Annotated in this window: 19 protein-coding genes; 11 read left to right on the top strand and 8 right to left on the bottom strand. The window is 63.5% G+C overall.

What is annotated here, in order from left to right; all coding sequences use genetic code 11:
- Positions 1-536 precede the first annotated feature (536 nt).
- The gene (locus tag Q0974_RS03690) at positions 537-869 is read left to right on the top strand and encodes a UrcA family protein (RefSeq protein ID WP_299322784.1); all 333 of its coding nucleotides are present in this window, start codon (positions 537-539) and stop codon (positions 867-869) included.
- Between the two features lie 103 nt (positions 870-972).
- Here the strand turns inward: Q0974_RS03690 and Q0974_RS03685 are convergent, their stop codons facing one another.
- Entirely contained in the window at positions 973-1,563 is a 591-nt protein-coding gene (locus Q0974_RS03685; protein ID WP_299322782.1) for a TetR/AcrR family transcriptional regulator, read from the bottom strand.
- A gap of 66 nt (positions 1,564-1,629) precedes the next feature.
- Here Q0974_RS03685 and Q0974_RS03680 point away from each other — a divergent pair, with 66 nt between their 5' ends.
- From Q0974_RS03680 to Q0974_RS03670, 3 genes are read left to right on the top strand one after another with little or no spacing between them, the layout of a single operon-like run.
- Positions 1,630-2,046: a hypothetical protein gene (locus Q0974_RS03680; RefSeq protein ID WP_299322779.1), complete on the top strand. Its 417-nt coding sequence runs from the start codon at positions 1,630-1,632 to the stop codon at positions 2,044-2,046.
- A complete protein-coding gene (locus tag Q0974_RS03675; RefSeq protein WP_299322776.1) occupies positions 2,039-2,443 on the top strand; it encodes an MAPEG family protein in 405 nt (134 codons plus the stop codon). The genes Q0974_RS03680 and Q0974_RS03675 overlap by 8 nt, the downstream gene beginning before the upstream one ends.
- 40 nt (positions 2,444-2,483) lie before the next feature.
- Positions 2,484-2,855 (top strand): VOC family protein, encoded by a 372-nt coding sequence (locus Q0974_RS03670; RefSeq protein ID WP_299322774.1) that lies wholly within the window; start codon positions 2,484-2,486, stop codon positions 2,853-2,855.
- A gap of 26 nt (positions 2,856-2,881) precedes the next feature.
- Here the strand turns inward: Q0974_RS03670 and Q0974_RS03665 are convergent, their stop codons facing one another.
- Together Q0974_RS03665 and Q0974_RS03660 are read right to left on the bottom strand one after the other, a co-directional pair.
- Positions 2,882-3,622 (bottom strand): LytTR family DNA-binding domain-containing protein, encoded by a 741-nt coding sequence (locus Q0974_RS03665; RefSeq protein WP_299322771.1) that lies wholly within the window; start codon positions 3,620-3,622, stop codon positions 2,882-2,884.
- 179 nt (positions 3,623-3,801) lie between these two features.
- On the bottom strand, positions 3,802-4,944 hold the full coding sequence (locus Q0974_RS03660; RefSeq protein WP_299322770.1) for a histidine kinase: 1,143 nt from the start codon (positions 4,942-4,944) through the stop codon (positions 3,802-3,804).
- Between the two features lie 250 nt (positions 4,945-5,194).
- Here Q0974_RS03660 and Q0974_RS03655 point away from each other — a divergent pair, with 250 nt between their 5' ends.
- The 4 genes from Q0974_RS03655 (at position 5,195) to Q0974_RS03640 (ending at position 7,851) form a co-directional block, all read left to right on the top strand.
- Complete coding sequence (locus tag Q0974_RS03655; RefSeq protein WP_299322767.1) at positions 5,195-5,539, top strand: hypothetical protein; 345 nt, start codon at positions 5,195-5,197, stop codon at positions 5,537-5,539.
- A gap of 196 nt (positions 5,540-5,735) precedes the next feature.
- Positions 5,736-6,287 (top strand): hypothetical protein, encoded by a 552-nt coding sequence (locus tag Q0974_RS03650; protein ID WP_299322764.1) that lies wholly within the window; start codon positions 5,736-5,738, stop codon positions 6,285-6,287.
- 77 nt (positions 6,288-6,364) lie between these two features.
- A complete protein-coding gene (locus Q0974_RS03645) occupies positions 6,365-6,817 on the top strand; it encodes a hypothetical protein (protein WP_299322763.1) in 453 nt (150 codons plus the stop codon).
- 209 nt (positions 6,818-7,026) lie between these two features.
- A complete protein-coding gene (locus Q0974_RS03640) occupies positions 7,027-7,851 on the top strand; it encodes a class I mannose-6-phosphate isomerase (protein ID WP_299322761.1) in 825 nt (274 codons plus the stop codon).
- Between the two features lie 15 nt (positions 7,852-7,866).
- On the opposite strand, the gene Q0974_RS03635 is transcribed toward Q0974_RS03640, so the two are convergent.
- Positions 7,867-8,487, bottom strand: coding sequence for a hypothetical protein (locus Q0974_RS03635; protein WP_299322759.1), 621 nt, complete (start codon positions 8,485-8,487; stop codon positions 7,867-7,869).
- Between the two features lie 64 nt (positions 8,488-8,551).
- Positions 8,552-9,334, bottom strand: coding sequence for an NUDIX domain-containing protein (locus Q0974_RS03630; RefSeq protein WP_299322756.1), 783 nt, complete (start codon positions 9,332-9,334; stop codon positions 8,552-8,554).
- A gap of 47 nt (positions 9,335-9,381) precedes the next feature.
- On the opposite strand from Q0974_RS03630, the gene Q0974_RS03625 reads away from it, so the two are divergent.
- A complete protein-coding gene (locus Q0974_RS03625) occupies positions 9,382-9,978 on the top strand; it encodes a DUF4126 domain-containing protein (RefSeq protein ID WP_299322754.1) in 597 nt (198 codons plus the stop codon).
- Here the strand turns inward: Q0974_RS03625 and Q0974_RS03620 are convergent.
- Positions 9,975-10,751 carry a M15 family metallopeptidase gene (locus tag Q0974_RS03620; RefSeq protein WP_299322751.1) on the bottom strand — a complete coding sequence of 259 codons (777 nt, stop codon included), beginning with the start codon at positions 10,749-10,751 and terminating at the stop codon, positions 9,975-9,977. The genes Q0974_RS03625 and Q0974_RS03620 overlap by 4 nt on opposite strands.
- 143 nt (positions 10,752-10,894) lie before the next feature.
- On the opposite strand from Q0974_RS03620, the gene Q0974_RS03615 reads away from it, so the two are divergent.
- Positions 10,895-11,200, top strand: a complete 306-nt coding sequence (locus Q0974_RS03615; RefSeq protein ID WP_299322749.1) for a chorismate mutase — start codon at positions 10,895-10,897, stop codon at positions 11,198-11,200.
- A gap of 18 nt (positions 11,201-11,218) precedes the next feature.
- Positions 11,219-11,671 (top strand): thiol-disulfide oxidoreductase DCC family protein, encoded by a 453-nt coding sequence (locus Q0974_RS03610; protein ID WP_299322746.1) that lies wholly within the window; start codon positions 11,219-11,221, stop codon positions 11,669-11,671.
- Here the strand turns inward: Q0974_RS03610 and Q0974_RS03605 are convergent.
- Both Q0974_RS03605 and Q0974_RS03600 read right to left on the bottom strand, forming a co-directional pair.
- Entirely contained in the window at positions 11,652-12,896 is a 1,245-nt protein-coding gene (locus Q0974_RS03605) for an NAD(P)/FAD-dependent oxidoreductase (protein ID WP_299322744.1), read from the bottom strand. The two genes, Q0974_RS03610 and Q0974_RS03605, sit on opposite strands and share 20 nt — an antisense overlap.
- Before the next feature lie 23 nt (positions 12,897-12,919).
- Positions 12,920-14,350, bottom strand: a complete 1,431-nt coding sequence (locus Q0974_RS03600) for a HAMP domain-containing sensor histidine kinase (protein ID WP_299322741.1) — start codon at positions 14,348-14,350, stop codon at positions 12,920-12,922.
- Positions 14,351-14,488: the final 138 nt, after the last annotated feature.

Below are 14,488 nucleotides of genomic sequence, written 5' to 3'. Positions count from 1 at the left end.
GGCGGAAACCCTTCGCCGGAAGTTGGGTTTTGGTTTGTCTGACCTTCGCTATCGCTCAGGCGCGGCGGATTCTTTGTCAGAAACTTCCTGTCGGAAGTTTGAGGGACAGGCCCGCTCCACCTCCCGACCTCCCAATAAGTGTACCCTGTGGGAGGTCGGGAGGGGGAGCGGGCCGGTGCCGCGATTTTTCCGCTGAGGAAAAATTCTGACAAAAAAGACTCTGCCGCGACGTTGCGCGAGCAATGTTCTGACAATGACGTACCTCTCCACCAACCGCTTTCAGCCACCGACCAACGCAGGCACCTGTCCTGCGAACCGAGCCATTCGGGCGGCGATCCGAAACCTTGATCGACAGAATTCCGACGTTTGTCGATTTGACGCAAAGCCCGGCCCGGCTGTCGATCCCGCGACGACCGGCGCGCGCGAATCGCCTATACCCATTGTCGACGGCGAGATCGGGATCACCCGGCAGGCGACCGTCCCTTACGGATCCGCCGGGAATGGTCCCGGAGGGCCAAGGTTCAGGAGTAAGACATATGCAGAAAATTGCTTTCGCTATTGCCGCGGTCGCCATGGCTGGCGCCGCGACCGCTTTCACCACTTCGCCGGCTCTCGCCGGTGTCGGCTATGCAACGGAAAGTGTCACGATCGATACCCGCGCCTATAATGTGCATTCGGCCCAAGGCTATGCGCTGCTCGCCGGCCAGATCGACCGGGCGGCCGAGCAGGTGTGCGGCACAGTCGATGTCCGCAATCTTGCCGGCGCGGAAACCATTCGCGCCTGTCAGGACGATGCGATCAACGATGCCATGGCGCAGCTTATCAATCTCGCACGGCAGCCGTCTGTCACGATCGGTGCCATGCGCTAGCCCGCACGGGCAACCTCCGGCCCTGGACAGCCCCTCCAAGGCCCAACGGAACACCCCCGGGATCCTCTGCCCGGGGGTGTTTTGTTTTGGGCTCTTCCTGACCTTAGGGAAAGAAACAGTCGGCGAAACTCGCAACGACCGAATCAAAGGCATGCGGAAACAGTCGGTCGCCGATAAAATCCCGGCGCAGGCCTACCAGCAGCGCGGTGGTCAATCGAGCGGCCACGACATCGCGATCCGGCGGCTGCTTCGGGTCGCCCCACAGCGCGATCAGCGATTCGAGGAATTTCTGATCGGCTCGTTCATGGCTTTGCAGTTTTTCCGGCGGGACGCGCCGGATCACGGCGCGCAGTTCGGTTTCCTGGCCCATCAGGTGGATCAACGGTTCGGTCGATGCCTGTTCGAGCAGGTCGCCGATCATCCGCTCGAAAACCGCCCGTTCGCGTTTGCCGCCCGGCGGCGCGTCGAGCAACGGCGCGCGCATCTCGATATGTAACGCCTCGATAATCTCGAAGAAGAGCAATTCCTTGCTGGCATAAAAGGCATAGAACGAGCCTTTGGCGATGCTGGCCGCGCGCGCCAGTTCATCAACGGTCGTCTTCGTCACACCTTTTCGACGGAAAAGCTTTGTGCCTGCCGCGCGCAGCGTCGCGTCGATCTCGGCGCGTTCCCGTTCGTCGAAAGCTCTTGGCATATCGTCTAAATATATATTTGACTAAAATCGTCAATCGGTCATATAGCGCCTTTGTGGAGAAAAATCATGAACAAATTTTCTCGGGCAATAATGCTGTGTGCGATTGTGGCGGGGCTGTTTTACGCTGCCGGTACGATCACGGCGTTTCTCGCCGGCTATGAGTGGATCGTGGTGCTGATCCTGCTGGCCGGTATCGGAAAGGCGGCGGCACTGTTCGCGCCCGATGCTCCGTTGCGCAACGCTTTCCTCGGCGGGTTTCTGATGGCGCTGACCGCCGTCTGGACGCAGGGCCTTTTTCTCGACGCCTATTTCGCCGCCAATCCGGCCTATCGGGTGGACGAAGTGGCCCTGGGTCTCGGGCCGCAAAGCTGGACATTCATCATGGCCCCATTGGGCGCACTGGTAGCGGGCGGTATCAGTCTTGCCGCCGCAGCGCTCGTTCGCGTCCTCGTCAAAATCTTCGGGAAGCGCGTTCATGGATAGCTCCACCCTGACACCGGACCTGTGGGCGCTCTTCGCGGTGTTGATCCTCACCTTCGCCCATCTCGGGCTGTCCAGCATTGTTTCGCTCAACCAGCTCGGGGCCAGATATATACTCAGCCCGCGCGACGAGTTGCAGGAAGCGCAGGGTATCGCGGGGAGGATCGTGCGGTCCTACCGCAATCTGCTGGAGAGTTTCGCCCAGTTCGCCGCATCGCTGTTCCTGGTTCATGCAGCGGACGCTGTCGGCATGCTGGCGGCGATCGGCGCCTGGACGTTCTTCGCAGGGCGACTGTTATACATTCCCGCTTACGCCGTCGGGCCGTCCGGCGTTCGTCCTGCCTGCTGGATGACGGCGCAAATCGGTATGCTGATAATCTTGGCCGATCTATTCTGGTAATCGGCGCGTTGCACTTCGTATCTAAGAACGGGAGAACATCATGCATCTGGGGAATTTTTCGCTGAGCCTTGCGGTCAAGGACATCGCCGCATCGCGGACCTTTTACGAAGCGCTCGGTTTTGGCGTCATGCACGACCAGTCGGAGCATGGCTGGATGATCCTGCAATCGCCGGGCTGCACAATCGGCCTGTTCCAGGGCATGTTCGAGGACAATATCCTCACCTTCAATCCGGGCTGGGACGAAAAGGGCGAGCCGGTCGGCGACTTCACCGATATACGCGAAATCCAGAAGCGCCTGAAAGCGGCGGGTATCGCGATGATCCAGGAAGCCGATGAGACGACGACAGGCCCGGCCAGTTGCGTTTTCACCGATCCCGATGGCAATCAGATCATGCTCGATCAGCATGTCTGACCGGCCGTGGCGTTTCGGCCTGACCGCTATTTGCCGGCGATCTGCTTGACCTTTTTGAGGTAGGTGCGGCCGATCCGGACTTCGGTGCCGTCGTCCATTTCCGCATACCAGCCGCCCGATCCGTCATGCCGGAGCTTGGCGATCCGGCCACGGTTGAGGATCGAGGAGCGGTGGACGCGGATGAAATGGTCGGGGTCCAGCCGCTCTTCGAGATTGCTGATCGTCTGGTGGAGCAGATAGCTGCGCTCGCCGATATGGAGGCGCATATAGTCCCGCTCCGCCTCGACCCGGTCGATATCCTCGGACGCCACACGGATCACCTCGGAGCGGTGCGGCACCCAGAATTCCTCGGCCCAGGGCGAATCCTCGTCCGTGCTGTCGCGCGTTTCCCGGATCTGTTCGGTAACGCGGGCGATCGCCTTTTCGAGCCGTTCGGGCGCGACGGGTTTTAAGAGATAATCGACGGCCGCGACATCGAAGGCCTCGACGGCGAACTGGTCAAAAGCGGTTACGAAGATAATCGCCGGGGCGAGATCGAACCCGTCCAGCGCGCGGGCGACTTCCATCCCGTCCATGCCCGGCATCGCGATATCGAGCAGCAGCAGCTCAGGCTGCAGCGCTTCGACCATGCGCAGCGCGGATTCCCCATCCTGCGCCGTGCCGATCAGGTCGATACCCTCGGTGCGCGCGCAGAGGATCTGCATACGCTCGATGGCGAGCGGCTCGTCGTCGACGAGTAGAGTACGAAGCGGTGCTGTGTCGGTCATGGTGCTGGAAGTCCGTTGGAGTGCATGTGTTTCTGAGTTGTTTGTCAGAATTTTCCTGGCGGAAAATCGCGGCACCAGCCCGCTCCCCCTCCCGACCTCCCACGAGTATACCCTGATTGGGAGGTCGGGAGGGGGAGCGGGCTGGTGCCGCGCCTGAGCGAAGCGAAGGTCTGACAAAATCAGCACGTCTCTTTGTTGATGGGCAGTTCGAGTGTCACGGCGAACCCGCCGCCGTCCATCGGCCCCCATGTGACGTTGCTCTCGTCGCCATAGCGTGCGTCGAGCCGCTCATAGACATTGTTGAGGCCGACCCCGGTGCCGTGCGGCGCATCGTCGGGCAGGGGATCGCCATCGTCGGATACGGTGATGATGAGTTTGCCATTCTCCGCGCGCGCATGGATCGACACCGTCACCGGGCGGCGTACGCGCGACACGCCATATTTGATCGCATTCTCGACGATCGGCTGCAGGATCAGCGCGGGCACGCAGCAGCCGTTCAGCGACTTTGGGATTTCAATGTCGACGATCAACCGCTCGGGGAACCTTACGGCCTCGATATCGAGATAGAGACGCTGCAGCCGGATCTCTTCTTCCAGCGCGACATCGTCGGCCGGCTCGGCGGTCAGGCTCGTGCGGTAGAAGGTGGAGAGGTTGAGTATCATCTTCTCCGCCTCGTCGCGCCGGTCGCGCATGACGAGCGAGGAAAGGACGTTGAGCGTATTGAACAGGAAATGCGGATTGACCTGATAGCGCAGCGCGCGGAGTTGGGCGGTCTGCGCCTCCTGCGCGAAGATCGCGGCGCGACGTTCGGCTTGGCGCACGATCTGCGCATAGCCGAGCGCCATATAGAGCAGCGCCCAGGCGATCACGACAAAATATCGCGACAGCACGGCCTCGGCGAAGCCGCGCCACATGGCCAGCGGATCGCGCGCCTGGAACTCCTCGATCATCTCGCGCTGTTCTTCCCACTCTTCGCCCTTGAATATCTGCAGCGGATCGAGCACCTCGAACACGTAAAAATTGAATGCGGCGATCGCGGCGGCGAAGGGCAGCGCGGCGGCGAAGGCAATCGGGATGCGCCAGCGCAACGGCCGGTCGGCGAACCGTTCGAGGAACAGATAGAGCAGGAAGGTGAGGCCGATCGCAAAGCCGATCACGAATATCCGGTAGATCAGCATTTCGAACTGGCCCGGATAGGCCATGACCGCGGCGCGGATCGTCACGACGACGAAATAGAATCCCCATAGCCCGAGCACCGACACCAGCCCCAGCCGGTGTCCGATTGCCGCATTGCGCGAAATGTCGAGCGATCTGCCGTCCATGAGGCGTCTTGTAGCGGCTGGAACGCGATCCGTCTCGCCGTGGCGCGCTTCCAGTCGAACGGCCATAGCGCTTTGTCGATACGTTCGTCGAAATATGCGGCCCCGAAGCGCCGGATACCGATGGATTCGCGTGAGTCCCGTACCACGCGCTTATGGGGCCGAATGCGGCGGTGCCTTTACCCGCGAGGTAGTTGAATCGCCGTTCGGCGGGACCTAGCGGTTGTTTCACGCACCGATTCCGGAGGACATTATGACCGCATTCCGCTTGCTGCTGATCGTGTTTCTCGTGATAATTGTGGGCTATACCGCGCCCGTCATCGCCAATCACGGCGCCAATCTGTTTTCCGATTTCTTTGGCGATATTCTCGCCTTTGGCTGGCCGGGCCAGTTCAATGTCGATTTTGCCACTTTCCTCGCGCTGTCCGCGCTCTGGGTCGCCTGGCGGCACCAATTCAGCGTGACGGGACTCATTCTCGCAATTCCCGCCTTTTTCGGCGGCATGTTGTTCCTGGCGACTTATCTGCTGATCGTCAGCTACTCGGCGAAGGGCGATGTGCGCGTCCTGCTGCTGGGGCCGGAGCGCGCGGCGGCCTAGATTTCCGGGCCGAAAACGACTTAGCCGGTGTTTTCGTGCAACAATATTGCTTGAATCCACATAAAATTACAAAAGACGGTTGATGCGCTGCAACATAAGTGATTCAAGAGGCGCTACAGCGGCTTATGGTTAACGCTTCGTCAACCTGTTGCGTGCCATAATCGGCTCACGGATCAACAACGGACCGGAGGGTTCGATGACGAAGACCAACACTCCCCAGCCCGGCGCGATGGCGCTTGCCGAGATGAAGGAGTTCGCGTCGTTCGAAGCATCGACCCAGCGTTATGTCCGCCGCTCGCTCGATGTCGGTCTCGAACGACGCGACGCGATCCGCAAATGGTCGCGCGACATGGTCGAAGCTGCGGCGATCAAGGCGCAGTCCAGCGTTTACAAGCGGCTCGACGATATTCGCGAGACCATTCCCGACGATAGCGGCCTCGATGCGGTCGAGCCGTTCATGGGCCCGCTGGTCACGGTGTCGGCCTTCGATCTCGGGCAGGACAGGCTGCCGACCTTCTCCGCCTATCGGTTCCTCTATGAGCGGCTGCTCGGCCCCTATGTCCGGCCCTGGCTGCCCGGTTCCTTCTGCGCGGCGGCCGCGCTGCCCCATATCCATCCCGAGCGCCGGCGCATATTGCTGCAATCGATCAGCGAAGCTGCGGCGACCGCGCCGGGCTGGTCGAACCGTGCCCCGGCCTTCTATCCGGACTGGGTCGAGAAGGTTCCGGAAAACGCCGTGCCGCACTAGGCCGTCAGCGCGCTTCCGATTCGGAGAAATTTGTTCTATGATACGCCCGAAAGCATAGGGTTTTCGGGAGTAGAGCCATGAAATCGTTCATCACATTCAGCATCCCAGCCATCGCCATGGCCACCGCCGTCCCGGCGTCCGCGGGCACGATTGCCGGTTGCATAGCGTCGAATGAAGACCGCAACGGCATTCTCAGCTTCGACGATTATGCGGTCGCCAAGTCCGAGGCCGGCGATGTCGACGGTTCTTTGTTGCGCGAAGCGGCCGAAAACGAGCTGCGCGAACGCAATCGCGATCCCGGCCGCATTATCTGCCAGACCTATAGCGGCGCCGGCCACTATGTCGTGGTCGCAGGCGGCGTTGAATATAATGGCCGGGTCCGCACCCTGATCGGTTTCGGTTTCGGCGATACGCGTGCCGAAGCGCTGGCGCGCAGCGACGACCGGCTTAACGATATCGTCGAATATAATGCCTTTCATCACTCCGGCGGCGAGATGACGGTCGTCGAAGAGGGCCGCGTCGGAAGCTAACGGCAAAGCACCCGGCGGAACCGTCCGCGGTCGGTCTGGTCCAGAAGGAAATGATCGGCACGCGCGCCCGGGCTTAATGGGCGATATAGAGCCTGGCGGCGAAGAACAGTGCTGGTATCGCCAGTCCCGTTATCGTCCGCATTGCTGATGCCTTTCGCCGCTTTTTCATCCATAAGCCGCTTCATGCGTGCAACGGAAGAGTATCGGCTATGTCCGCGACCAGACTGACCGAACGGGCCATCGAGAAGGTCTGGGGCCGGCACAGACTCGGCCTCGGTTTCGCCGATCCCGCGCCTGATGCGGAACCGATCGGCGAAATCTGGTTCGAAACGCCGGATGGCACGGCACCTGAACTGCTCGTCAAATATCTGTTCACGAGCGCGAAGCTCTCGGTGCAGGTCCATCCGGACGATACCGCGGCGCAAGCACGCGGGCATCGCTACGGCAAGGAAGAATGCTGGCTGATCCTCGATGCGGACCCCGGGGCGCAGATCGGCATCGGCTTGGTCGAGACGGTGGATGCCGAGCAGCTCAGACGCGCCGCGCTGGATGGCTCGGTCGAGGCGATGCTCGACTGGAGGCCGGTCACGGCCGGAGACCTGTTCTACCTGCCGGCCGGCACCATCCACGCGATCGGCGCGGGCGTGACCTTGCTCGAAGTGCAGCAGAATATCGATCTCACCTATCGGCTTTACGATTATGGGCGGCCGCGCGACCTGCATCTCGACGATGCCGTGGCCGTCGCGCATCCGGGGCCCTGGGCCGCCCCCGATGCGCCGGGCATGGTCTCGCCGGGGCGGGAGATATTGGCGGCGGGTCGGAAATTCGTGCTCGAGCGCTGGACCGGCACGACGGAGCGGACGCTTGCCGCGTCGCTCGAGCGGCCGCACTGGCTGATCCCGCTCGCGGGCGAAGGGGCGTTTGGCGATGCAAAGCTGGCGCCGGGTACCGTATGGCTTACCGATGGCGCGGCCGATCTCAGCCATGCGGGCACGATCCTTATCGCCTATCCGGGCGGTGCGGTGGCAACATAGCGGTACGGCTCCGGCCTAGTGCCGGGGATCGATCAGCGCACGCACCTGATCGCGCAGCGCCTCGGGCACGGCCGTGCCGATCAGCGGCTCGGCCGCCTCGCGGTCGCGGATCGCGAGGCTTTGTGCAAGCGGACCGTCAAGGCCGAGCGCGCGCAGCTGCGCATAGCTGTTGGCCGTCGCTTCGAGGCTATTATATACGGGCGTCTGCGCCTGGATCAGCCGGTCCTGCACGGAGCCGCAGATGAAATCGACAATCGCCTGATCGCCGCCACCGCCCGCACGGTCGAATGAGAAGGACGGCATCTCGGCACTCTGCGGCAGCTCCATCACCGCGCCGTCCGGTCCCATGGCATGGGTCAGCCGGCCGCGCACAATGCCCTGATCGCATTGCGGGCTGGCCGACATGCGCGCGGTGCCCGCCAGCGTGCCCGCCTGAAAATAGAAAAAGCTGAGCGGCCAGACGCCGGTTTCGGCCAGTGCCGGATTATAGGTTGCGAAGGCCGATCCGGCCTCGTCGGCAAAGACCATATAGGTGCCCTGCGGCATCTCGGTCGGCCCGTCGGCCATGTCCTGAGCGGCGGCGGGAAGGGCGATGCAGCTGAGCAGCAGCGCGGGCAGGTATCGGATCGGTCGCATCAAAGTCTCCGGAAAATCGGCATGAGGGCGTTTCGCGCTATCGTCCTGAACGCCGCGTGAAGTCTCAGCCGCGAATCATCCGCGTCACCTTTTCGGCCGTCACCGGATAGCCGGCGTCTTCGGGAATGCAGAGGAATTTCTCGCCGTCACGATCCTCGACCCAGGGCGTGATCATCTTCACCGCATGCGCCTCGGCATGCACGCGCGTTTCTTCATAGCTTTCAAGGCGGGCGAGCCGCTCGAGATTGCGGTGCGTCGGGAAGATGATCGAGCATTTCCCGGCCTCAGCCTCGTCGATCACCTGCTGCGCGGCGGTCCAGCGGCTCGATACGCTCTCGCCGCCATCGGCCTTGTTCTTCGCCAGCGCCGGCGCGCGGGCGACGAAGAACCAGGTGTCGAAGTTGCGCTCCTGCTTGAAATTCGGCATCCAGCGCGCCCAGGGCGTCAGCAGATCGAGATCGAGCTGCCAGCCGCCGCTCGCGAGCATCGCGCCGAAATCGCTCTCTTCATGCAATGCTTCGCGCAGCTGCACGGTCGCGCCATGATCGGGCAGCGGATCGAAGGCGACGGCGATGCCTGTCTCCTCCAGCGTCTCGCGGATCGCCGCAATCCGCGCTGCGGTCTGCAAAGAGTCGTCCGGCGCGCCGCGGACGATCGCGTCATTCTCGGCAATCGCATGATCGCCGGGGTCGATCCGGCCGCCGGGAAACACCATCGCGCCGCCCGCGAACGCCATTTTCCGGGCGCGCTCGACCATCAGCACATCGGGTGCGCCCGCATCGGAATCGCGCATGAGAATCAGCGTGGCGGCCGGAATACCGGGATTTGTATTGGTCTCGAAATCCATGCGCCGTGCCTACACATTCGTGCGGCGCTGTGCCAGCATTCGTGCCGATGAGCGCTGTGGAACTTGTCGCGCTGGCCGGATCGGTCAGCCTGCTCGCCGGATGGCGGCTCTATTTCGTGATCTTCGCGACGGGCCTTGCGATGCGGACGGGCTGGATCGCGCTGCCGGAAAATCTGGAGATGCTGGCCGCGCTCGCCAATCCTTGGGTCATCGGTGTGGCCGGAATCGGTCTGGTCGTCGAGTTCTTCGCCGACAAGGTCGCCTGGCTCGATAGCCTGTGGGACGGGCTGCACACGCTGATCCGGCCGGTCGGCGGCGCGCTGCTGGCGCTCGCTATCGTCGATGCGAACGATCCGGCCTGGCAGATCGTGGCGCTGCTCCTGGGCGGCGGGGGCGCGCTGCTCGGCCATGGCGCCAAGGCCAGCAGCCGGGCCGCGATCAATGCGAGTCCCGAGCCGTTCAGCAATGTGGTCGTTTCCACCGGGGAAGATGTGGCGACGGCCGGGCTGACCGTTGCGGCGCTCGCGAATCCGGGACTGGCGGTCGCCATATTCGCGCTGGTCCTGCTGTTTACGCTCGGGCTGCTATGGGCGGCGGGCCGCGTCCTGAAGCGCGTGTTCGGGCGAAGGCAAAAACCCTCCTAGAGCCGCGCCGCCTGGACGTGCATCCAGTCATAATTGCGTTCGCGGCCCAGGCTGACCCAGCCTTCCTCCTCCCAGATGTCGAGAAAGCGCGCATAGGCGGGCCGCGCCATGCGCGCCCGGTCGCGGTTCCAGCGCAAGGCATTATGCGCGGGATCGAAATCGATCGCCATGCCCCAGCTATGCATCGACATCGCCGTGCCGCCGCGCATTCTGCGCACGTTCAGGCAGCCGCCGAACAGGTCGAGGCCGAGTGCGCGCAGTTTCGTTTCGCCATAATGATCGAGGATCCGGGCGAAGGCGCGCGCGGCGCTGTCATGCACTTTTTCGTGGATCGAAAAGCGGCGGACGATCGTGTCGGTATCCCAGGCGAGTCGCATCGCGAAGGGGAGGTCGAGCTTGGTCTGGTGCTGGCCCGGTGCGCCATAGAAAGCGCGCACATCCTTTTGGCGCGGGAAGCGGTCGGGCTGGTGCGCGATATCGACGGGAGACGGCTCGACGGTGCGCTGGCCGTCCTGCCACCGCTCCAGCGCGATCCGGGTTTGCGGACCGACAAGGCCGTCGATCGGGCCGGTTTCGATCCCCGCCTCGGCCATGATCGCCTGTTCCAGCGCGATGCGGCAGCGCGGATCGATCCATGGCGCGATGGTATGGCCGTCCGCGATCAGCGCATTCCGCGTGGCGCGGCGCGAAACATCGCCATAGAGGCCGTCGATCGCGCCTGTGTAAAATCCGCCTTTGGCGAGTGCGCGCTGCACCGTGCGATCGTCGATCAAAGTCCGTCTCCTGTTGAATAACCAAATAGGCAAATATTGCTCTAATAAGATATCCAACATATCAAGCGACACTGATTGTCCGGCGAAGATGGCTTGCATCGACCGTCCCTTGCCGCGACAAGGGACGGCAGCAGGAGCGACCTATGACCGACGACCCCCTCGCCCATTGGCGCGACCAGATTGACGATATCGACGGCCAGATGGTCGCGCTCCTCGCTAAACGCTTCAAGATCACGACCGAAGTCGGCCGCTGGAAGGCGGAGAATGCAGTGCCGCCGGTCGATCCCGACCGGGAGCGCCGCCAGGTCGAACGGCTTCAGACGCTCGCGTCCGAAACCGGCCTCAGCCCCGATTTTCTCGAACGGTTTTTGCGCATCATCATCGATGAAGTCGTCTCGCATCATCGCAAGATTCGCGACGAGGATTTCGACGCCCCCTCGCCGCTTTAGGGTCAGGACCCTAGTTCCGTGACGCCGCCGGACATCTATGGCTGGCGCACCGATCCGGCCGTACCCGATTTCGATGATAGCCAGCCGCTGATCGTGTTCGACGGCGATTGCGTGCTTTGCTCGCGCTCGATGCGGCTGATCCTGCGGTTCGATCGCGCGCGGCGCTTCCGCCTCACTCCGGCCCAAGGCGAGATCGGACAGGCGCTTTACCGGCATCTCGGCCTGCCGACCGATGCATTCGAGACCTATCTGCTTATCGCCGACGGCCGCATCTATCAGCGCTCGACCGCCGTTGCCCAGATCGCCCGGCGCCTCGGCTGGCCATGGAAAGCCGGCGCGGCGCTTGCGATCATCCCCCGCCCGGTCCGCGATGCGCTGTACAATCTCGTCGCCCGCCACCGCTACCGCCTCTTCGGCCGCAAAGCAGCGTGCGGCATCGCCGATCCCGCGCTCAGGGACCGGATGTTGTGACCGGCGCCGCGTTACGGCTGCCCAACCCGTCCAGCCTCATCGGTCTGAGCGGCCAGCCGATGCCGCCGGAGACTATGGCGGCGACGAGATTGCGGGCGGGCCAGAGGCCGGCGAACCAGTGGACGAGCTGGTCGCGGATGAAAGGGCGGAGGCCGTCGCCGGCCTGATAGAGCGGCGTGAAGACGCAGCTCAGCGCCTGATAGATCTGGATATGGTTGGTGCGGAGCCAGGCGTAATAGGCAAGCGCATCGGCGATATCGGTATGACGATGGAAGGCCGAGGCGAGGCCGGCAGCGTCGAGCAGCGCCATGTTCGCGCCCTGGCCGAGCTGCGGGCTCGTCGAATGCCAGGCATCTCCGAGATGCGCGAACCGCGCTGATACCGGTCGGCGAACGGTGCGGTGTGCATAATGGGCGAAGACCATGTCGCGCGTGTCGGCGATCTGATCCAGCAGCGGGGCGGTTTCGGGCCAGAGCGCCAGCACGGTATCGCGCCATTTGGCTGTCCCGCCTGCGTGCAACGCCTCGATCTGATCAGCGCGCACGCTCCAGAAGAAAGCCGCGCCCTGCTTGTCGTTCGAAGGCCGGAGGCCGATCGGCATGACGCCGACCATCTCATGCGCGCGGCGATAGCGCTGGTCGAGCGCATCGTCGAGAAAGCTCACGTCATGCGGCCAATCCAGCGTTGCCCATAAGGCGCCATAGGCAAGATCGCGGCCCGATGGCGGGGCCAGCGGGGTACGCGCGCCGAGCGCATCGATCAGACAATCGAACCGGGCGGACGTTGCGCCGTCGGCAAAGTCGAACCGTCCGCCGCCTGTGTCGATATCGACAGCCGTGACGGTGCGGCCCGTTTCGATCGCAATGCCTTCGGCGCGTACCGCATCGTACAGCGTTCCGAACAGCAGTGCGCGGTGCACGCCATAGGCGCAGGCGTCACCGCGCAGCGCCCCATAGCGGACATCGAGCGCGCGCTTGCCGGAGGGGATGGAGGTGCCTTTGAGGAAATCGATGCGCGCGCCGCGTTCGCGAATAGGTGCGGCCAGGCCGAGCGTTTCGAGCACCTCGAGGCCGCTCGGTTGCACAAGCAAGCCGGAGCCGACCGGGCGCGGTTCCTCGAACCGTTCGAACAGGGTGATGCGATGGCCGAGCCTGTGCAGGAACAGCGCCGCCGCCAATCCGCCCGGACCGCATCCCGCTATGCCGATTTCATATGCGCGCGCCATCGCCCCTCTCGATCCGGCGCGATTCAGACGATCTCGGGCGGCGCGCTTTCGGCGGCCGGCAGGCTGAGCCGCACCAGCAGACCACCCAGATCTTCGCTTTCCTCCAGGGCCACCGCGCCGCCATAGATTTCGGCCACATCGCTGACGATGGCGAGGCCAAGGCCCGTGCCGGGCTGGTTCGTATCGAGCCGCGCGCCACGGCCGAAGATCGCGTCACGTTCGGCCTCGGGAATGCCGGGCCCGTCATCCTCGATCAGGATATCGACGAAATCGGGCACGGATTCGGCCTGACGCGCACGCTTTTCGACCGTCACGAATACGCGTCCGCCGCCATATTTCGCGGCATTCTCCATCAGATTACCGAGCAGTTCATCGAGATCCTGCCGCTCGACGGCGACGATCGCATCCTGCGCCCCGGCGATATCGATCGTCACATCGTCGTGCAGGTGGCGCACCGCGCGCTCGACGGATTGGAGCGCCTGCCAGACCGGGCTGCGCGACTGGCCGGCGCCGCGTCGCCCCACGGCCCGGGCGCGCGCCAGATGGTGATCGACCTGCCGCCGCATCACGCGTGCTTCGCGGATCACCGTATCGGGCAGGTCGGCATCCTGCGCCTCGGCCTCGTTCTGGATCACGGTAAGCGGGGTTTTCAGCGCATGGGCGAGATTGCCGGCATGGCGCCGCGCTTCCTCGGCCTGGCGCTCATTATGGTCGAGCAGGTTATTGAGTTCGACGACGAGCGGCTCGATCTCACGCGGCAGCGTTTCGTCGACGCGAGCCTGCCGCCCGGTGCGGACATCGGTGATCGCCTCGCGCACCCGCCGGAGCGGCCAGAGGCCATAGGTTGCCTGCAAGGCCGCGAGCGCGATCAGGCCGAGACCGAGCAGGGCGAAAGACCGGACGAGCGTGCGCCGCAATTCCGCGATCTGCTCGTCGAGCACGGCGCGCGACGAGGCGACCTGGAAGCGGAACGGCGTATCGCTTTCGGGCAGTATCGCATCGCGCTCCAAGATACGCAGCGGCCCTTCGATCCACTCGTCCTCGTTATAGCTGTGGATTTCGAAATCGTTATGCGGCTCGCCGACCGGCAGGGCACGATCCCAGAGCGAGCGCGAGCGGAACGGTTCGCGCCCGCCGCCCGATACCTGCCAGTAGAAGCCCGAATAGGGTTCGAGGAAGCGTTGATCGGCGGGCTGGCGGATAAAGCGGACCTCGCCATCCGGATCGAGCTCGGCCGAAACGATCATCGCGGAGAGCACATATTCGAGGCGGGCGTCGAAATTGCGTGTGAAGGCCTGGCTCAGCACCCGGTCCAGCGCGAAGCCCCCGATCGCGAGCAGCACGACGATCCAGATCGAGGCGATGCCGATCATGCGCCGGGTCAGCGAACCACCCTTGCGCGCCGCGTCTATGCTGGCGCTCGCTCTGCGAAGATGTTTCGTCGGCTGGTCCATATTCGCGAGCTTACTACACCTTTCGCGCCGGACTTGTCGAAGAGCGGTTTTGGTTGGTCAGAAACTTCCTGTCGGAAGTTCGCCGCACCAGCCCTCTCCCCCTCCCGACCTCCCAACAGGATACACTCAATGGGAGGT

It is taken from the genome of Parasphingopyxis sp. (assembly GCF_028279465.1).
Classification (GTDB): Bacteria; Pseudomonadota; Alphaproteobacteria; order Sphingomonadales; family Sphingomonadaceae; genus Parasphingopyxis.
This window is presented reverse-complemented; position numbering and strand designations above follow the sequence as displayed.